This is a genomic window from Bacillus thermozeamaize (assembly GCA_002159075.1).
In the GTDB taxonomy this organism is placed as follows: domain Bacteria; phylum Bacillota; class Bacilli; order ZCTH02-B2; family ZCTH02-B2; genus Bacillus_BB; species Bacillus_BB thermozeamaize.
On record LZRT01000070.1, the window covers coordinates 61,735 to 77,764 of the forward strand.

18 protein-coding genes are annotated in these 16,030 nt (G+C 53.7%); 3 read left to right on the forward strand and 15 right to left on the reverse strand.

The window, feature by feature from the left end; genetic code table 11:
• Positions 1–27: 27 nt before the first annotated feature.
• From BAA01_13230 to BAA01_13275, 10 genes are all read right to left on the reverse strand, one after another.
• Entirely contained in the window at positions 28–1,959 is a 1,932-nt protein-coding gene (locus BAA01_13230) for a stage V sporulation protein D (GenBank protein ID OUM87763.1), read from the reverse strand.
• Between the two features lie 57 nt (positions 1,960–2,016).
• Positions 2,017–3,735 (reverse strand): hypothetical protein, encoded by a 1,719-nt coding sequence (locus tag BAA01_13235; protein ID OUM87764.1) that lies wholly within the window; start codon positions 3,733–3,735, stop codon positions 2,017–2,019.
• Positions 3,736–3,751: 16 nt separating this feature from the next.
• Positions 3,752–4,099, reverse strand: coding sequence for a hypothetical protein (locus BAA01_13240; protein OUM87765.1), 348 nt, complete (start codon positions 4,097–4,099; stop codon positions 3,752–3,754).
• A 22-nt stretch (positions 4,100–4,121) separates the two neighbouring features.
• Complete coding sequence (locus tag BAA01_13245) at positions 4,122–5,051, reverse strand: 16S rRNA (cytosine(1402)-N(4))-methyltransferase (GenBank protein ID OUM87787.1); 930 nt, start codon at positions 5,049–5,051, stop codon at positions 4,122–4,124.
• 25 nt (positions 5,052–5,076) lie between these two features.
• Positions 5,077–5,505 (reverse strand): cell division/cell wall cluster transcriptional repressor MraZ, encoded by a 429-nt coding sequence (locus tag BAA01_13250; protein OUM87766.1) that lies wholly within the window; start codon positions 5,503–5,505, stop codon positions 5,077–5,079.
• 120 nt (positions 5,506–5,625) lie between these two features.
• Entirely contained in the window at positions 5,626–6,891 is a 1,266-nt protein-coding gene (locus tag BAA01_13255) for an adenosylhomocysteinase (GenBank protein ID OUM87767.1), read from the reverse strand.
• Between the two features lie 56 nt (positions 6,892–6,947).
• Positions 6,948–7,322: a hypothetical protein gene (locus BAA01_13260; GenBank protein OUM87768.1), complete on the reverse strand. Its 375-nt coding sequence runs from the start codon at positions 7,320–7,322 to the stop codon at positions 6,948–6,950.
• 21 nt (positions 7,323–7,343) lie between these two features.
• Positions 7,344–8,339: a hypothetical protein gene (locus tag BAA01_13265; GenBank protein ID OUM87769.1), complete on the reverse strand. Its 996-nt coding sequence runs from the start codon at positions 8,337–8,339 to the stop codon at positions 7,344–7,346.
• 151 nt (positions 8,340–8,490) lie between these two features.
• Complete coding sequence (locus BAA01_13270; GenBank protein OUM87770.1) at positions 8,491–9,072, reverse strand: hypothetical protein; 582 nt, start codon at positions 9,070–9,072, stop codon at positions 8,491–8,493.
• A gap of 242 nt (positions 9,073–9,314) precedes the next feature.
• Positions 9,315–9,671 carry a hypothetical protein gene (locus BAA01_13275; protein ID OUM87771.1) on the reverse strand — a complete coding sequence of 119 codons (357 nt, stop codon included), beginning with the start codon at positions 9,669–9,671 and terminating at the stop codon, positions 9,315–9,317.
• A 224-nt stretch (positions 9,672–9,895) separates the two neighbouring features.
• Between BAA01_13275 and BAA01_13280 the strand changes: the two genes are divergently transcribed.
• Entirely contained in the window at positions 9,896–10,138 is a 243-nt protein-coding gene (locus tag BAA01_13280; GenBank protein ID OUM87772.1) for a hypothetical protein, read from the forward strand.
• Positions 10,139–10,183: 45 nt separating this feature from the next.
• On the opposite strand, the gene BAA01_13285 is transcribed toward BAA01_13280, so the two are convergent.
• Entirely contained in the window at positions 10,184–11,323 is a 1,140-nt protein-coding gene (locus BAA01_13285; protein OUM87773.1) for a hypothetical protein, read from the reverse strand.
• A 137-nt stretch (positions 11,324–11,460) separates the two neighbouring features.
• Here BAA01_13285 and BAA01_13290 point away from each other — a divergent pair, with 137 nt between their 5' ends.
• Together BAA01_13290 and BAA01_13295 are read left to right on the forward strand one after the other, a co-directional pair.
• Positions 11,461–12,030 carry a hypothetical protein gene (locus BAA01_13290; GenBank protein ID OUM87788.1) on the forward strand — a complete coding sequence of 190 codons (570 nt, stop codon included), beginning with the start codon at positions 11,461–11,463 and terminating at the stop codon, positions 12,028–12,030.
• A gap of 101 nt (positions 12,031–12,131) precedes the next feature.
• Positions 12,132–12,413, forward strand: coding sequence for a hypothetical protein (locus tag BAA01_13295; GenBank protein ID OUM87789.1), 282 nt, complete (start codon positions 12,132–12,134; stop codon positions 12,411–12,413).
• A 24-nt stretch (positions 12,414–12,437) separates the two neighbouring features.
• Here BAA01_13295 and BAA01_13300 read toward each other — a convergent pair whose 3' ends face one another.
• The 4 genes from BAA01_13300 to BAA01_13315 form a co-directional block, all read right to left on the reverse strand.
• Positions 12,438–12,716 (reverse strand): hypothetical protein, encoded by a 279-nt coding sequence (locus BAA01_13300; GenBank protein ID OUM87774.1) that lies wholly within the window; start codon positions 12,714–12,716, stop codon positions 12,438–12,440.
• A complete protein-coding gene (locus BAA01_13305; protein OUM87775.1) occupies positions 12,700–13,005 on the reverse strand; it encodes a hypothetical protein in 306 nt (101 codons plus the stop codon). The genes BAA01_13300 and BAA01_13305 overlap by 17 nt, the downstream gene beginning before the upstream one ends.
• A gap of 62 nt (positions 13,006–13,067) precedes the next feature.
• The gene (locus BAA01_13310) at positions 13,068–13,928 is read right to left on the reverse strand and encodes an endonuclease IV (protein OUM87776.1); all 861 of its coding nucleotides are present in this window, start codon (positions 13,926–13,928) and stop codon (positions 13,068–13,070) included.
• 45 nt (positions 13,929–13,973) lie between these two features.
• Positions 13,974–15,800: a GTP-binding protein TypA gene (locus BAA01_13315; GenBank protein ID OUM87777.1), complete on the reverse strand. Its 1,827-nt coding sequence runs from the start codon at positions 15,798–15,800 to the stop codon at positions 13,974–13,976.
• Positions 15,801–16,030 lie beyond the last annotated feature (230 nt).

Below are 16,030 nucleotides of genomic sequence, written 5' to 3' on the forward strand. Positions count from 1 at the left end.
TCCTCCTCCATTGTAGACCGATGGCGCTCATTTGTCATCTCTCTTTCCGTCTCCCAAGTAGACCCGTATCGTCGCATACGGAGCCACTTTCACCCCTGCCTTTGGCGCCTGATTGATGACGGTATCCCCTTCTCCGTAGGTCTCCAAACGAAAGCCAAATTGACTCAATTGCAACTCCTGGACACTAGCCCCGATCAAATCAGGCACCTCGACCAACGGCTGCTCATTTGGACGCCGTTCTTTCCGAATCTGCTCCTTCCGCGGCTGGACGCGCAGGTAATGCAGGCTGTCTTCCAAGATGTTTCGCACGATCGGAGCCGCCACCACACCCCCAAACTGGATCCCCTTCGGATTGTCTACTGCGACATAGACGACAATTTGCGGATCATCCGCCGGGGCAAAACCCATAAAGGAGACAATGTGATTGTTTTGCAAGTACTGTCCCCCGGCTCCCACCTTTTGTGCCGTCCCTGTTTTCCCGCCTACCCGGTAGCCGTCAATAAAGGCATTGCTCCCTGTTCCTTTGGCGACGACACTCTCCAGTGCCATCCGCACTTTTTCGGATGTTTCCGGAGAGATCACCTGCCGGATGAATTCTGGTTCAAAACGCTGAATGACTTCGCCCGTTTCCGGATCTTGGATTTGTTTGGCGATATGGGGTTTCATCAGCCGACCTCCGTTGATGGCAGCCGCGACGGCGCTGACTTGCTGGATAGGCGTCACGGAAACCCCTTGGCCGAAAGAGGTCGTGGCCAGCTCGACCGGACCGACGCGTTCCAGCGGAAAGAGGATGCCTGAGGCTTCTCCGTTTAAATCAATCCCTGTCTTGCTGCCAAAACCAAAATCACGGATGTATTTGAAAAGCAGATCTTTTCCGAGCCGCTGGCCGATTTCAATGAATCCGGGGTTACAAGAGTTTTCCACCACTTCCAGAAACGATTGATGGCCATGTCCTCCCGCCTTCCAGCACCGGATTCTCACGCCAGCCACAACCGCATAGCCGGGATCGAAAAAGGATTCGTCAAGATTCAACTTGTGCTCCTCAAGGGCGGCCGCCAGCGTGATGATTTTGAATGTGGAGCCTGGCTCATACGCCATCCAGATGGGCAGCACGCGGTTGTACACCTCTTGCGGGTATCGCTGGAACTCGCCAGGATGATAATGGGGCCGGCTGGCCATTCCCAGGATCTCACCGGTATTAGGATTCATGGCAATGGCCAGGGCATGATCGGCGTCATACTGCAGCATGGCTTGATCCAATTCCCGTTCGATAAAGGATTGAATCGACTGATCCAGCGTGAGAATGAGATCGTACCCGTCTTTTGGCGGATGGTATCCCTCATCCTGATCGGGAATTTCACGTCCACGGGCATCCGCTAAAAACGAAATGCTCCCCTTTGTTCCCCGCAACAACTCATCATATGCATACTCCAGGCCCGCCAAGCCTTGATTGTCGACACCAGTGAAGCCCAACACATGGGAGGCGAACGTGCCATGCGGGTAGTATCGCTTGCTGTCTTCGGCGATGACGATGCCGGGAAGTTTCAACGCCCTCACTTGCTGCGCCTTTTCCGGACTGATGCGCCTGCCTTCCGGGACGATTCGCACCATCAACTGCCGCTTCGTCAGCAGCTGATAAAGACGCTCTTCCTCCATTCCCAGCACTTCTCCCAGGGCGGCCGCCACCTTTTTCGGTTCCTTGATTTGTGCAGGAATCGCCAGCACGGAGGGGGCGCTCACGTTATCGGCCAGCACCTCCCCATTGCGATCCAAAATCCGTCCCCGCATCGGCTCAAAGGGGATTTCCCGGTTCCATAACTGATGCGCCTTTTCCGTCAACCATTCCCCTCGAATCAATTGGACATAAGCCAGTCGTCCGATTAACACGGAAAACAGGAGCAACGCCGCAACGAGGCAGATGAACAGGCGCCGGCTGATCAAGGATTGCGAGATTCGCATCGGACTCCCCCCTTGTACACTACTGTATTCGCCGGTGTACAAGGTTAGAACGATGCATCACTCCGTCGGAACGCGCAGATAATGCAACGTATTGCGCATAATGTCCTGGAAGACCGGCGCAGCCACCGTTCCCCCGTAATGTCCCTCCTGCGGCGCATCCAGCGCCACATAAACCAGCACTTTCGGTTGATCGGCAGGCGCAAAACCGATAAACGAGGCAATATACTCGCCCTTGATCAGCCGTCCCGTTTTTTCGTCGAATTTCTGCGCCGTACCCGTTTTCCCTGCCACCCGGTACCCTTCCAGGTAAGCAGCCTGCCCGCTGCCCTCGGAAACGACCGTCTCGAGAATTTCGCGGACCTGACGCGAGGTTTCCTCGCTGATCACCTGTTTTCCTTCCGACTTGGGTCCCTCATACACAACAGTGCCATCCTTCTTTTTCACCTGCTTGACAATCGTCATGGGCAGGACCTTGCCGCCATTGGCAACCGCCCCTACAGCGGCAACCTGCTGGATCGGCGTAACGGAAACCGCCTGGCCAAAGGAAATGGCGGCCACATCACGAGGCGCAATTTGCTCCGAGATCGGCGGCACTCGGCCGATCACCTCGCCGGGCAATTCAATGCCGGTCTTTTTTGTAAAACCAAACTGTTGAATGTAACGAATCAGCCGTTCCTTGCCGAGCCGTTCAACCCCCAGCTTGGCAAACAACACATTGCTGGATTTTTGCACGCCCTCCAAAAACGTGATCGTCCCCCAGCCGCGACCAGCGTTGTGGTCCCGAACCGGAATCCTCGAGCCTGGCACCCTGTAAGTGCCGGACAGATACTTTTCCCCTGGCCGGAAAAGACCTTCCTCAATGGCTGCCGCCAGCGTGATAATCTTAAACGTGGAACCGGGCTCAAAGGGGTAGCTGACCGCATAGTTGCTATAGTTTTCGATCTTCCAGTACTGATTCGGATCGAAGCCGGGGCGAACGGACATGGCCAATATCTCCCCGCTGTTCGGGTCGGACACAATCGCGACCATCCGTTTCGGCCGATACTCTCTTTGCGCGCGGTCCAGCGCCTGCTCGACAAAACTCTGGATTGTCCGATCGATGGTCAAATAGACATCCGCGCCATCCTCCGCCGGTATGTATTCCAGTTCGCCATTCGGCAGAGGAATCCCCCGGGCATCCTTGACAAAACGGTTTTTCCCTTCTTTGCCCCGAAGCCATTCATCCATCGACAGCTCCAAGCCCATTTTCGCCTTTCCTTCCAAATCCACATAGCCGAGAAGGTGGGCAGCCAGTTCTTTATTGGGATAAAACCGCCTGGTCTCCTCCATCAGATGGATCCCTTTTAATTCCAACGCCTCAATCGCTTTTGCTTTCTCGGCGTCCACTTTCCACCCGCCTTGGCGAAGTTCCACCTGATACGCATCTTTGTTCAGCTGCTTGTACAGGATATCCGTGGAAGTATCCAGTACCGGCGATAAGGCCTTGGCAACCTCTTTGGGATCCTCAATGTGATTCGGATCTTTCTTGGACAAGGTAGCAACAACCGTATAAGCAGGCGCGTCGTAGGCAAGCGCTTCGCCATGGCGATCATAAATTTTCCCTCGCACGGGCCGGATGACTTCGTTGCGGTTCCAGACGAGGGTTGCCTTCTCCTGCAACCAGGCGGCGTCCACGGCTTGAAGCCAAAAAATCCGGATCAGCAACCCAGCGAACAACAGGCTGAATATCAGCCCCAGCAAAAGGGTACGCAGGCCGATCCGTTGCATGCGATTCATTCGTCTGCACTCTCTTTCACTCTTTGGATAAAATGATCAGACGCTTTTCATCGACAGACATTCCCATTTGTTCAGCCTTGCCGATAATTTTCTCGGGCGTGCTGTTTTTCGCCAGCTCCATTTGCAATTGGAGAACCTGTTCTTTTTCCTGTTGGATCTGTTTCCGCAAATCCTGCACCTGATAATTGACGGACGCCAAAACGGTGTATTGGGTGATCAAATATGCGGCAACACCAATGCAAAGGCTCAAACAAGCGAGATAAAACAACTTTTCGCCGATGGAAAGCCCCGTCCGCACGACCCGGGTCCGTTTGACAACCTTTTTCCGTGGCACTGGTCGTACGGCCAAATTCCCTCTCGTCATCCCTGTCTCCACCCTTTATTTTTTAAATTTTTTCTGCCACTCGCAATTTCGCGGAACGTGCTCGCGGGTTGTGACGGACTTCATCTTCCGTCGGCTGAACCGGCCTCCGGGTAACCAGGCGTACGCGCGGTTGCCGCCCGCACTTGCATACGGGAAAAGAGGGAGGGCAGATACACCCTTTTGCCCATTCCGAAAACTGCTGTTTGCAAATGCGATCTTCCAGGGAATGGAAGGTGATCACAGCAATCCGTCCGCCTGGCCGCAACCGATCCAACGTTTGTGTCAACGCCTCAGAAAAGGCCCTCAGTTCGTCATTGACCGCAATCCGGATCGCCTGAAAGGTACGGCGAGCAGGATGCGGACCCGTTCGCCTGGCCGCTGCCGGGATCGCCTCCTTGACCAGCTCGGCCAGTTCGCCGGTCGTCTCAATCGGTCCCTTCTCCCGCTGGCTGACAATGCGCCGGGCGATTTGCCGCGCAAAACGCTCCTCCCCATATCGTGATATGATCTCCCGCAGCCGTGACTCAGGCCAATCGTTTACCACTTCAAAGGCCGTCAGTTGCTGCCGGCGATCCATGCGCATATCCAGACGTTCATCGTGATGATAGCTGAAGCCTCGCTCAGAGGTGTCCACCTGCATGGAAGAAAGACCCAAGTCAAATAAAAAGCCGTCCACCTGGCCAATCCCCATCTTGTCCAACACGTACCCGAGATCCCTGAAGTTGCTCTTGACCAGGTTGATTCGGTTCATATATGGGGATAAACGCCGGCTGGCGATTCGTATCGCTTCTTCATCCTGATCCAGCGCGATCAATCTGCCCGTTCCCTGCAGGCGCTTCACAATCGCTTCGCTGTGTCCTCCGGCACCCAGTGTGCAATCGACATAAATTCCTTCCGGAGATGTCACCAATCTGTCTACCGCTTCATGCAGCAACACTGACACATGTTCCAATTCCTGCACGACCACCTTTTCATGACTAGAAATGAAGCTCCAGCTTTTCAGCAATCTCACTGAAGCTGCCCGCTGATTGCTGAAAATAGCTTTCCCAAACAGGTTGGCTCCATATTTCCACACGCGTGGAAACACCGATGATCGCGCAGTCTTTTTCAAGCTGCGCATACTCGCGCAGGGTTGGCGGCAGGTTCACTCGCCCCTGTTTGTCGAGCTCGCATTCCATCGCGCCTGAAAAGAAAAACCGCGTGAAAGCGCGCACATCTGCACTTGTGAAGGAGAGGCTTTTCAACTTGCTTTCAATTTGCTGCCATTCATGGGGTGGGAAAACAAACAGACAGCGATCCAGTCCGCGGGTGATGACAAAGGTTTCGCCCAACTCTTCGCGAAATTTCGCAGGAATAATCAACCTGCCCTTCGCATCAATGCTGTGATAATACTCGCCCATCAACACACCCGCTCACCCACTTTCCCACCACAAGGCCCCACTATCCACCACTTTCCTCCACTTGGTTCTACATATTCGCTACGCACAAAAAAAATCCTGCCTCGATGAGCAGGATCTTTTTTACAGTTATGGTTCCTGACGCCAACTGGACAAATACGCTTGCTGTTCTTCCGACAACCGATCGATCTGAATGCCCAGGCTCTCCAGTTTTAAATAGGCCACTTGCCGATCAATTTCCTTCGGAACAGGCAGGACTTTGGGAGCCGTGACATCGATTGCCGTGCCTCTTCCTTCCTTCAGCCATAGCAGCGACAAGGCCTGAAGCGCAAAGGACATATCCATGATTTCAGCAGGGTGCCCGTCCCCCGCCGCAAGGTTGACCAAACGCCCTTCCGCCAGCAAATACAATTTGCGGCCATCCGCCATCTGATATTCGTCAATCTGGTGCCGGACACGCCGCTTGCGAATCGCCAGCGCTTCCAGCGCCCGGATATCCACTTCCACGTCAAAATGGCCGGCATTGGCCAGGATGGCTCCGTCTTTCATTGACTGAAAATGTTCCGTGGTCACAACCTTGGCATTGCCCGTCACGGTGACCAGAAAATCGGCCCGTTTCACCGCCTGTTCCATCGGCATCACATGGAATCCATCCATGTGCGCCTCAATCGCCTTGACGGGATCCACTTCTGTGACAATGACATTGGCTCCCAATCCCTTGGCGCGCATCGCCACGCCTTTTCCGCACCAGCCATAGCCGGCCACCACCACCGTTTTTCCGGCGACCACCAGATTCGTGGTGCGGTTGATGCCGTCCCATACCGACTGTCCCGTGCCGTAACGGTTATCGAAGAGCGATTTGCACAGGGCATCATTGACAGCGACCATCGGAAAACGCAGCCGCCCTTCCTTCTCCAGCGCCTTTAACCGGAGGACGCCGGTCGTCGTTTCTTCGCATCCGCCACGGACCGTCGCGGGAAAATCATCTGGCCGCTCGTGGAGCAGGCCAACCAGATCCCCCCCATCATCAATCAGGAATTCCGGACCGAATCGGAGCGTCATTTCCTGGTATTCCAGGAATTCTTCAGGCGTCGGATGATACGTGGCAAATACCGTGATTCCCCCTTCTGCCAGTGCCGCCGCCACATCATCCTGAGTGGATAGCGGGTTGCTCCCCGAAATGGCCACTTCCGCTCCGCCGGCCTGGATCACTTTGGCCAGATAGGCGGTTTTCGCTTCCAGATGAAGACAGATCCCCACTTTCACGCCGCGAAACGGTTTCTCCCGTTCAAATCGTTCCCGCAGCCGCTCCAGTACCGGCATATGGGATGCAGCCCAATCGATTTTCAGTTGCCCCTCTTTTGCCAGTTTCCGGTCCCGAACCACACTTTCCATCGCGCGCACCTCTTTTCGTTGAACAACAGTACCTTTCACATTTGACCGCCGATCGGTCACAACAGCAAAAAGATGCCTATCACAAACAAAAACACATAAAGCGCACTGAGCAGCAAAAAACCGATTCGCCAGACGCCGCGAAGCCACTTTCGGAAATGGAACCGCCCACGAATCCACCACTGCGCAAATGCAAGGCTAATCCCCAATAAGATGAACAGGCTCAAGACGAGAACCCAACCAGAACCACCGGTTACATTGTACCACAGGACAGAGACCGCAGAGAGGAGAAACAGCGTTGTCACATCCAATGCCCTCAAACGGGCAAGAGGGCGGTTTTTCGTCACGATGTAGATCAACCCATATGTAAAAAGATAGCCGACTGGCGGCATGGCGGCCAATATCGCATACAATTTGCGGAACATTTCCCACATCACCGGCGGCCTCCCCTTCCCCTAATCGTCAAATTGCCTGATATGGGTATTTTCCAAAGCCTTCAGCAGCCAATACAACACGCGATTGGCGGGAGCATCTAATCCCTTTTCTTCAGCCAGGTCAAGGAGCAATCCGTTCAACGCTTCAATTTCCGTCTGCTTTTTCTTCATTAAATCCTGCAGCATGGAAGAAGTATTGCCGGAGGTTTTCTCGCATACGTCCAATACTTTCTCTACCAAATTGGCGTCCAGTTCCAATCCATGCGCACGCGCCACCTCCAACGCTTCCTGAACAACCGCGCTGACCAGCTGGCGCAGCTCTGCCGAAGCGGGAATCGCCCCGTTTTGAACCGACAAAATCCCGGTGATGGGATTCACCGCGCAATTGATCACCCATTTTTCCCACATCCGCAGGCGTATGTCAGCGGTGGTTTCCACATGCATGCCGCTGTCCTGCAATAAAACAGCCAACTGTTTCAGCTGCTCCTGCCCCACGGCATCCGTCGGCAGGCTGCTGGTTGGACTGCCCATCGGATGGCCACCGCTTCCTTGATGAGCGAAGGGATCTCCCAACCATGTCGTTCCTGTGCCGGTATGACGGACCAACCAGTCCTCTTCACGCTTTGCGCCCTCTGTCGTAACAGCCACGTACACCGGTATTCCGGGAAAAGCGGCAGCCATTTTTTCCGCATGCCTAAGTCCGTTTTGAAACAAGAGAAAACGACAGGGTTGATGCCGCTTTTTTTGTAAATGCCGGATCAGCGAGGGGAGATGGGTTTGCTTGACAAAAACCAGACCCCAATCTGCCGTTCCATCCCATTCTTCCATCGTCTGCGCGGTGCAGCAGGTGGTGGTTTTCCGTCCGTCTCGCTCGATGACGGTCAACCCCCGCTCCTGCAGGGCATGAGCCTGTTCCCCGCGTTGCGTAACGGCCAATCCCTTCACCATTCCGCTTGACAAAAAGCGTGATGCATACAACATGCCGATACTGCCCATCCCGATAAAAGCAAGCTCCACAGAGAAATCTCTCCCTTTTTTTCTACATTCGACATTATCATACACGTTCCTGCACGGTTTACCAATATTCCCCACTTCTTTGCTCTAAAAACTAAAAAGGTCATTTCTTCTCAGAAAAAAAAGCCTTGTCTCCCGACAAGACTTTGCCAGCTTAGGTTTTCATCCGTTCCAGGTTGCCGTTGCTCTCCATCACAAACGTAACCGCTCCATTGTAAGGTTCTTCCAAAAGGTTCAATTCCCGGGCCCGCTTCATGATCTCGCCCAGCTTCTGAACATCTTCCGTTGCCTCTTTCAGTTCTCGCATCTCCTCCATCAATTGCTGATACTCCCGTTTTAGCGTTTCGTGCTCTTTCTTCAACGTTTCATAGCATTCTTTCAACACTTCATATTCCTTTTCCAAGTTCTGATGGAAAACCATCTTTTCATGCAATCCTTGCAAATACCGGATGACATCGGACAACCCGATTTCTTCTGCAGGCTGCACGGTTTTTTTCGGGCCATTCCCCGACAAATCCCGTTTTCGCTGTGACTTGGCCAACTGAATGGCAACCTGGTACTTTTTTCTCAGATAACTGTTCCACCGAAAACCACATGCGGCGGCTGTCCGCCCGATTCTCCGGGCCACTTCTTCAAACGCGGCCAATTGCGTGCTCCCTTCCCGGATATGGCGAAGGGTGATCTCTGCCAGCAACAAATCTTCATCAGCCGTCCAACCATCCTGTCTCCTTGTCATCCTATCCCCCACCTTTTCGCCTATCACATTTGACAAACGCGACCTTTCGCAAATCTGAACGGTTCTAAAAGCGACATGTCGATCCTATCTATTCTATATGTAATAGCAGCTGCCATGTTCACACAGACGCGGCCAACACCAATCCGTATTTTATTTTTGCCAGATGATAGCATGACAAAACTTTCGGCATAAAAAAAGACGGGCTCTCATCCAGAGCCCATCGAATCATCCGGGAACACGCATCAGGCAAGAAAGCGTTCCAGCGCCTCCTTGTCGTATCCGATGACCAAATGCTCACCATCGGTCAAAATGGGACGCCGCAACAGACGCGGCTCGTTTTGAATCATGTGCAGCAATTCGCTCAGTTTCAAATCCCGGTAGTCAACCTGCATTTCCTTGAATTTCTGGCTTCTCGTGGCAAGGATATCATCGACGCCATTTTGCGTCATGCGGACAATATCGGTTAACTCTTCTATCGTAGGCGGATTTTTAAAAATGTGATGTTCTTCGTAGGGAATGCCTTTATGTGTCAACCATGCCTTCGTTTTGCGGCAGGATGTGCAACTTGGGTAAGTGTAAAATCGCCATTTTTTCCGCATAGGTCTCCCCCCAACCGCTTTCTCTTTACTTTCTATAGTAAAGTATATTACTTATTTAAATACCATGTCAACCGCCCACCATCTGTTTTCGAAACATTTTTGTTGGGGAATAGACGGCAAACCCACAGGGAATAATGGTTTACAACCTTATCCACGTAGCTTATAATGGTATCGACGCGCAAGACGAGAATATGCAACCATCGAATGTGACAGGAGGAGCAACCATGGCAAGAATGTTCCGGGTCCTTGGCTTTCTGTGTGGCCTTATCTCGATGCTGGCATTCGCAGGCGGTGAAGAACTGGTCGCTTTGTCGATCATCTTCGGGATTAAGACCATCCTCTTTTTCGTATTGAGCTACATGAAGCTGACGGAAAGAACGTACATGTACATATTCGGCGCATATATGTTTTTGGCATTCGTGGGTCTGAACTATTGGATGTTTTTTCAAATGCCGCTTAGCGAGTAAACAGGGAGCCCCTTGCGGGCTCCCTTCTCTATTTGCCTCCATCTCTTATATGTTAAAAGATACCTGGCGGCTCAAACCTCGGAAGACACGAGGAACGAAGACGTTTTTTCCTTGCAAAAGAACGCAAAATCGCTCGCCCATGCCCGTCTCATCGAGGAGCAATTGACGGATCGCCCGATTCTTTCGCGCCTCGGCACTGAAAGGATCGTCTGCTCCCTCCACAAGCTCCTCCAGAATGCCGAGCCGAAGCAAAAACTTTCGCTGTGATTCAAACAGGAGAGGTTCAAGGCAGGCCTTTTTCCCCATTTCAATCAAAAGCGAAAAATTCACATCAGCCGTCAGATCCTGTTCCCCCGGATACAAGTAAGGATTGGTCATGATCTGATGCATGCGATAACCTCGGAGCGTGCCCTTGGGCATGGCCGCGGATGCGGCACCGTCAGCGAGATAACCGTAATCCACGGTCAACAGATATCCCTTCTCCAGAACGCTGGCCAATTGGTTGATCCACTCCACAGCCGCCAGCGAGAGTTCGACGCGTCCCCCTTCCTCCGCAGCGATCGCCAGCTCCTCCAGCAACTCCAGCAACCTTTGGTTACGGCATGGCCTCCGCTCTTCCTCAAAGCACAACGTGTTTTCATTCCAGGTCACCCCGACTTCTTCCCATTTCCCGTCATGCCTCTCCAGAATGTGCACCGGCAAGGCATCAAAAAACTCATTGGAAAGGATGACGCCTGTCACCCCCTGGAGCTGCTCCAGGCTGTCCAGGTAAACGATCCGTTCCTTGTGGGAAATGAGATGTTGAAATTGCAGCTGGCGGTGAAAGGGGCTTTTCTCCAGCAAGAAGTAGGTCAGTTTCCGGTAAACGGATGGGTAACGCTGGAAAGCGTTTAAAATCTGGCAGGCCAGACGCCCATCTCCCCCGCCCAGTTCCAAAATGACCCACTCCTCAGCCGATAACGACTCCAGCAGCCCAAACAATCCTTCCGCCAAAACCGCTCCGAACACTGTCCCGACGGAACTGCTCGTATAATAATCCCCGCACTTGCCTATCTTTTTCTTCGGGCGCATGTAATACCCCCACTGCGGATGATACAGCGACGCTTCCATCCATTCCGAAAAGGGGAGCCATCGTTCTTCGCTCGCGCAAATCTGTTGCCGCAGCCAATCGCGAAATGAATTCATCCGGGCCACCTCCCAGAATCATCAACATAAAGTGACATGCCGAGGGAAAGAATAATCATTGAAAGACAGAAAGATGGCTGACTTGGCACGTGATTTCAAAAGCAGAGGTGAAAGAGATGAAACAACGTCATGTGTTCATGATGAGCTGCAGCTTGATCCTCAGTTTGCTTCTCCTGGCAGCATGCCAACCCGTCAATCAAAACCCCGCGCCACAAAAACAGGGCAACATGCGGCATCAGCCTGCAAGTCCCGAAGCAGTCAGACAACCGGTTCCGACCGAACAAAAAAATCAGGACCCGCAGGCCACGGCCGAACGCCTGGCACAGCTTGCGACACAAGTTCCTCAGGTCCGCCAGGCGACCGCGATTGTCTTCGGCAAGACAGCCATTGTCGGAATTGATCTGGACGACACCCTCGACCGCTCGCGGGTAGGTACCGTCAAATATACGGTGGCCGAAGCGCTGAAAAAAGACCCGCAAGGGGCCAACTGCCTCGTCACCGCAGATCCTGACGTGGTGGAGCGCATTCGCGAGATGAACCGGGAAATCCAGAACGGAAAACCGCTGGAGGGCTTTGCTGACGAATTATCCAATCTCGTTGCGCGTTTAATGCCGCAATTTCCGCAAGATCTGGGTCCTGCACCGGAAGAAAACCCGGAACAACGCCCAAACAACCCCTTTTCACAAAAACAGCCTAGGCAACCCTAGGCTTTCTTTGGTGAAACAAACCGATGGACCATCCGAATAAAAAGACAACCGGCGACACGCAAACGGGCCGGCAAACGGAAACAACAACCACCCTTGCCGAAATCTACGCGGCCAACCGGCGCCTGTTGCAAATCGCCGCGCGCCTTGAAGAGAGCCAGCTGCGGGACATGCTCTCGCTGTACAAACACCCTTTCCAATTGATCTGGATCAATTTCCTGGCGGGTCTGTCCCGAGGCGTTGGACTGACTGTGGGGACAGCGTTATTCCTGGCTTTTTCAGCCTATTTCCTCGGTCAGTTCATCTCCCTGCCGCTCATCGGTGAGTATATCGCCAAATTGCTGGACATCGTGGATGCCTACCGGAGCGGCAGCCTGACGCCCTAGGATGCTGAACGGGTCAGATCGACGTCAAAACCCGTATCGGGGTTCCTGTTCAATGTCCCGGAGCAGTTTTTCGGCAGCCTCACGCTCAAACATCTGCCGTTTTTTCTTCCCCTCCTGGACAAAGATCACATGAACAAAGGAACCATCCACCTCGTATGAAAGCTGGCTGACGTCCACTCCATGATCTTCTTTTAGCATGTCGGCAAAAAAGGAAACTGTATCTCTTGCAGCCAGATCCTCGGGCCACCGGTCGGCGACCAGCTTTATCTGAAGCCAGTTGAAGAGATTATCCACCAGGTTCACGAGGCTCATCCTTTCGCTCACTGCCCGCATTTCTTTTTGCTCTTGCCCAACGGACGATAATAAAGGCCAAGCTCCCCCCAATGAGGACCTCTGCGATCGGCAGCCCCAACATGTAAAGCGTCGTCAACGGGATGCATCCGAGAGCCAACACCAGGTAGACAATCGCTGCCTTGAGAAGCGGAAGTTTCCGTTCCTGAAAGCCCAGTTTGTACAAGATGAAACAAAAGACAAGGATGACAAAATAGGCTTTTTCAGGCGTGTTCAATATCGCCTTCAACGCTTCGAACAAAATGGATCATCTCCCATCCGCGATCATCCCATCATGAGAAACCATCATCGCAAAGCAGCTGTTTACCGGGCAGCCCCTCTGCTCGCGCTTCGTTCGGCAAGCTTTCGGCGCACCATTTCCATTTCATCCGCATACTCCTCTTCCCGCTGAACGGGTGTCTCCAATACGACGGGCATCCCGCTCAGCGGAAACGACTCGAGAAAGTCCAGGATGGCCTCCAGCCCGATTTCCCCTTGGCCGATTTTTTCATGCCGATCCTTGCGGCTGTCGTACGGCGCCTTGCTGTCGTTCAGGTGAACGGCTTTCACATGGGGCAAATACCCTGTCTCCTTTGCCAGGTGAAGAAACTGTTCCAGCTCACCGCCCTGCCACAAGCCGGCTGCAAAGGAATGGCAAGTGTCAAAACAAAAACCGAGGCGATCCTTCTGCTCCACCGCCTCCCGGACACGCACCAGGGTCTCCAATTCCTTGCCCAGCTCCGACCCCTGGCCAGCCGTATTTTCCAGAAGCAACAGCGCAGGAGATTCTGTTCCGTCCAAAATCCGGTTAATCGTATCGATCATCCGCTGGATGCCCAGCTCTTCCCCCTCGCCGACATGTTTTCCACAATGAACAACAGCGCCAATGGCCCCATAATGTCCGGATATGATGAGATCTTCCTGCAACGAGCGGATCGTCGCCTCTTGCAAGCCGGGGTCCGGAGTGGACAAGTTGGTGATGTATGGGGTGTGGGTGATCACGGACAATCCCTGTTCCTTGCAGTAGGCCACCCCTTTTTCGGCATCCGCCACGTCCACCTTTTTCGACTTGAGGGAACGCGGGCTTTTTGTAAACACTTGAAAAGATTCGGCCCCCAGTGCCACGGCCTTCCTTGCGGCCTGGGCAAACCCTTGCGCCACGCTGATATGGCAACCCAGTTTCAATGTTCTTACCTCCTCATTTACCGGTTCAACCTTGCCCGTCCCGCTTCAGCCTTTCCTGCGCAGCTTGTCCGCTTTCTCACGCGCCGAACGGGTAAGATGCTTTTTGCGCAACCGTATCGAAACCGGCGTGATTTCACAGTACTCATCATCGTTGAGAAATTGCAACGCCTCTTCCAGGCTGAGCAGGCGGGGGGCCTTCAGCTTGACCGTCTCCTCTTTGGTTGAAGAGCGGATGTTGGTGGCGTGCTTCTCCTTGCAGACGTTGACCACCAGATCCTGCTCCCGGGCATGTTCGCCCACGATCATCCCTTCGTAGACTTCGGTGCCTGGCGTGATAAACATCACGCCCCGTTGTTCAGCACTTTCAATCCCGTAGACGGTAGCCACCCCTGTCGAGTGGGCAATCAAGGCCCCATTCCGGCGCCCCCGCACCTCCCCTTCCACGGCTGGACGATAGGAATCAAAGGAATGATGGAGGATGCCATATCCGCGTGTCAGGGTCAAAAACTGACTCCGGTAGCCAATCAGTCCCCGGGAAGGGATGAGAAACTCCATCCGGACCAGTCCATCCTGTTGGGACATGTTGCGCATTTCCGCCTTTCGTGCGCCCAGCGATTCAATGACGGCTCCGGCGTATTCTTCCGGCACTTCAATCCACAATGACTCGAATGGTTCCAGCAATTGGCCGTCCTCTTCACGGAAAATCACAGCCGGCTTAGAAACCTGCAGCTCATACCCTTCCCGCCTCATCTTTTCGATCAGGATGGACAAGTGAAGCTCCCCGCGTCCGGAGACGAGAAACACGTCCGGATGATCCGTTTCTTCGACACGCAGTGCCACATCCACCTTCGTTTCAGCCAACAGACGCTCTTTCAGCTTGCGTGAAGTGACGTGCTTGCCCTCCCTTTCGGCAAAAGGACTGTCATTGACGAGAAAGGCCATCTGCAGCGTAGGCTCCTCCACGCGCGGCAGCGGCAGCGCTTCGGGACATTCGGCGTCAGTGATCGTCTCACCCACCTCCACGTCATCCAACCCGGCGACCGCCACCATCTCTCCGACACCGGCCGCCGTGATTTCGACCCGTTCCAAGCCACGGAAGCCGTACAGTTTCGTGACCCGAAACGGTTCTTTGCTGCCGTCCCGCCTGAGGAGGACCACCGGCTGGCCGATTCGGATCTGTCCACGGGCGATGCGCCCGATAACCAGCCTGCCCAGGTAATCATTGTAATCCAGGAGGCTGACCTGCAGCTGCAAGGGCGCTTCCCCGTCCCCTTCCGGCGCAGGGATGTGGGTGATGATCGCATCAAACAGCGCCCGCAGATCCTCGCCCATCTGTTCGGGTGAGGTAGAGGCCTGTCCTTTCAGCGCCGAGGCGTATACCACGGGAAAATCCAGCTGGGTTTCATCGGCTCCCAGATCGATGAACAAATCCAGCACTTCATCCAGCACCTCAGCCGGCCGAGCATTCGGACGATCCATCTTATTGATCACGACAATCGGGATCTTCTTTTCCTCCAGCGCCCGGCGCAGGACAAAACGGGTTTGGGGCATACACCCTTCAAAAGCGTCGACAACCAGCAGCACCCCGTCCACCATCTTCATGATTCGCTCCACTTCGCCACCAAAATCAGCGTGGCCAGGCGTATCGACAATCTGAATGGTGTACTGCCCATAAGGGATGGCTGTGGTTTTCGCGAGAATGGTAATTCCCCGTTCCCGTTCCAACACATCAGAATCCATCACGCGTTCCTCGACGAGACTCGGATCCCGGAACACTCCTGCCTGTTTGAGCATTTGATCGACGAGCGTCGTTTTTCCGTGATCCACATGGGCAATAATCGCAACGTTTCGCAGATAAGCTTGCAACGACATTCCAGGTCCCCTTTTCCAAGCAGAAAAAATGCCTCGGCTCATGACGCGAGGCAACTCATCCGCAGGTTTATTGTACCATTGCTCCCTCTCCCATCGCAAACATCCGCGATCACTCAGGTAAAATCTTACCGAAAGGATTGTGGATCGCTCACGTCAAAATCTTACTGAGGGGATGTGACGTGAGAATGTCTCTACAAAGCCGTCGCGAGTACTTACGCAAAATGCAGGAA

What these genes read in the sequence shown, in the direction of transcription:
- BAA01_13270 (OUM87770.1), bottom strand. Translation starts at nt 9,072, where the DNA reads ATGACAAGGAGACAGGATGGTTGGACGGCTGATGAAGATTTGTTGCTG.
- BAA01_13315 (OUM87777.1), bottom strand. Translation starts at nt 15,800, where the DNA reads ATGTCGTTGCAAGCTTATCTGCGAAACGTTGCGATTATTGCCCATGTG.
- BAA01_13255 (OUM87767.1), bottom strand. Translation starts at nt 6,891, where the DNA reads ATGGAAAGTGTGGTTCGGGACCGGAAACTGGCAAAAGAGGGGCAACTG.
- BAA01_13290 (OUM87788.1), top strand. Translation starts at nt 11,461, where the DNA reads ATGATGAGCTGCAGCTTGATCCTCAGTTTGCTTCTCCTGGCAGCATGC.
- BAA01_13275 (OUM87771.1), bottom strand. Translation starts at nt 9,671, where the DNA reads ATGCGGAAAAAATGGCGATTTTACACTTACCCAAGTTGCACATCCTGC.
- BAA01_13260 (OUM87768.1), bottom strand. Translation starts at nt 7,322, where the DNA reads ATGTGGGAAATGTTCCGCAAATTGTATGCGATATTGGCCGCCATGCCG.
- BAA01_13285 (OUM87773.1), bottom strand. Translation starts at nt 11,323, where the DNA reads ATGAATTCATTTCGCGATTGGCTGCGGCAACAGATTTGCGCGAGCGAA.
- BAA01_13280 (OUM87772.1), top strand. Translation starts at nt 9,896, where the DNA reads ATGGCAAGAATGTTCCGGGTCCTTGGCTTTCTGTGTGGCCTTATCTCG.
- BAA01_13235 (OUM87764.1), bottom strand. Translation starts at nt 3,735, where the DNA reads ATGAATCGCATGCAACGGATCGGCCTGCGTACCCTTTTGCTGGGGCTG.
- BAA01_13240 (OUM87765.1), bottom strand. Translation starts at nt 4,099, where the DNA reads ATGACGAGAGGGAATTTGGCCGTACGACCAGTGCCACGGAAAAAGGTT.
- BAA01_13230 (OUM87763.1), bottom strand. Translation starts at nt 1,959, where the DNA reads ATGCGAATCTCGCAATCCTTGATCAGCCGGCGCCTGTTCATCTGCCTC.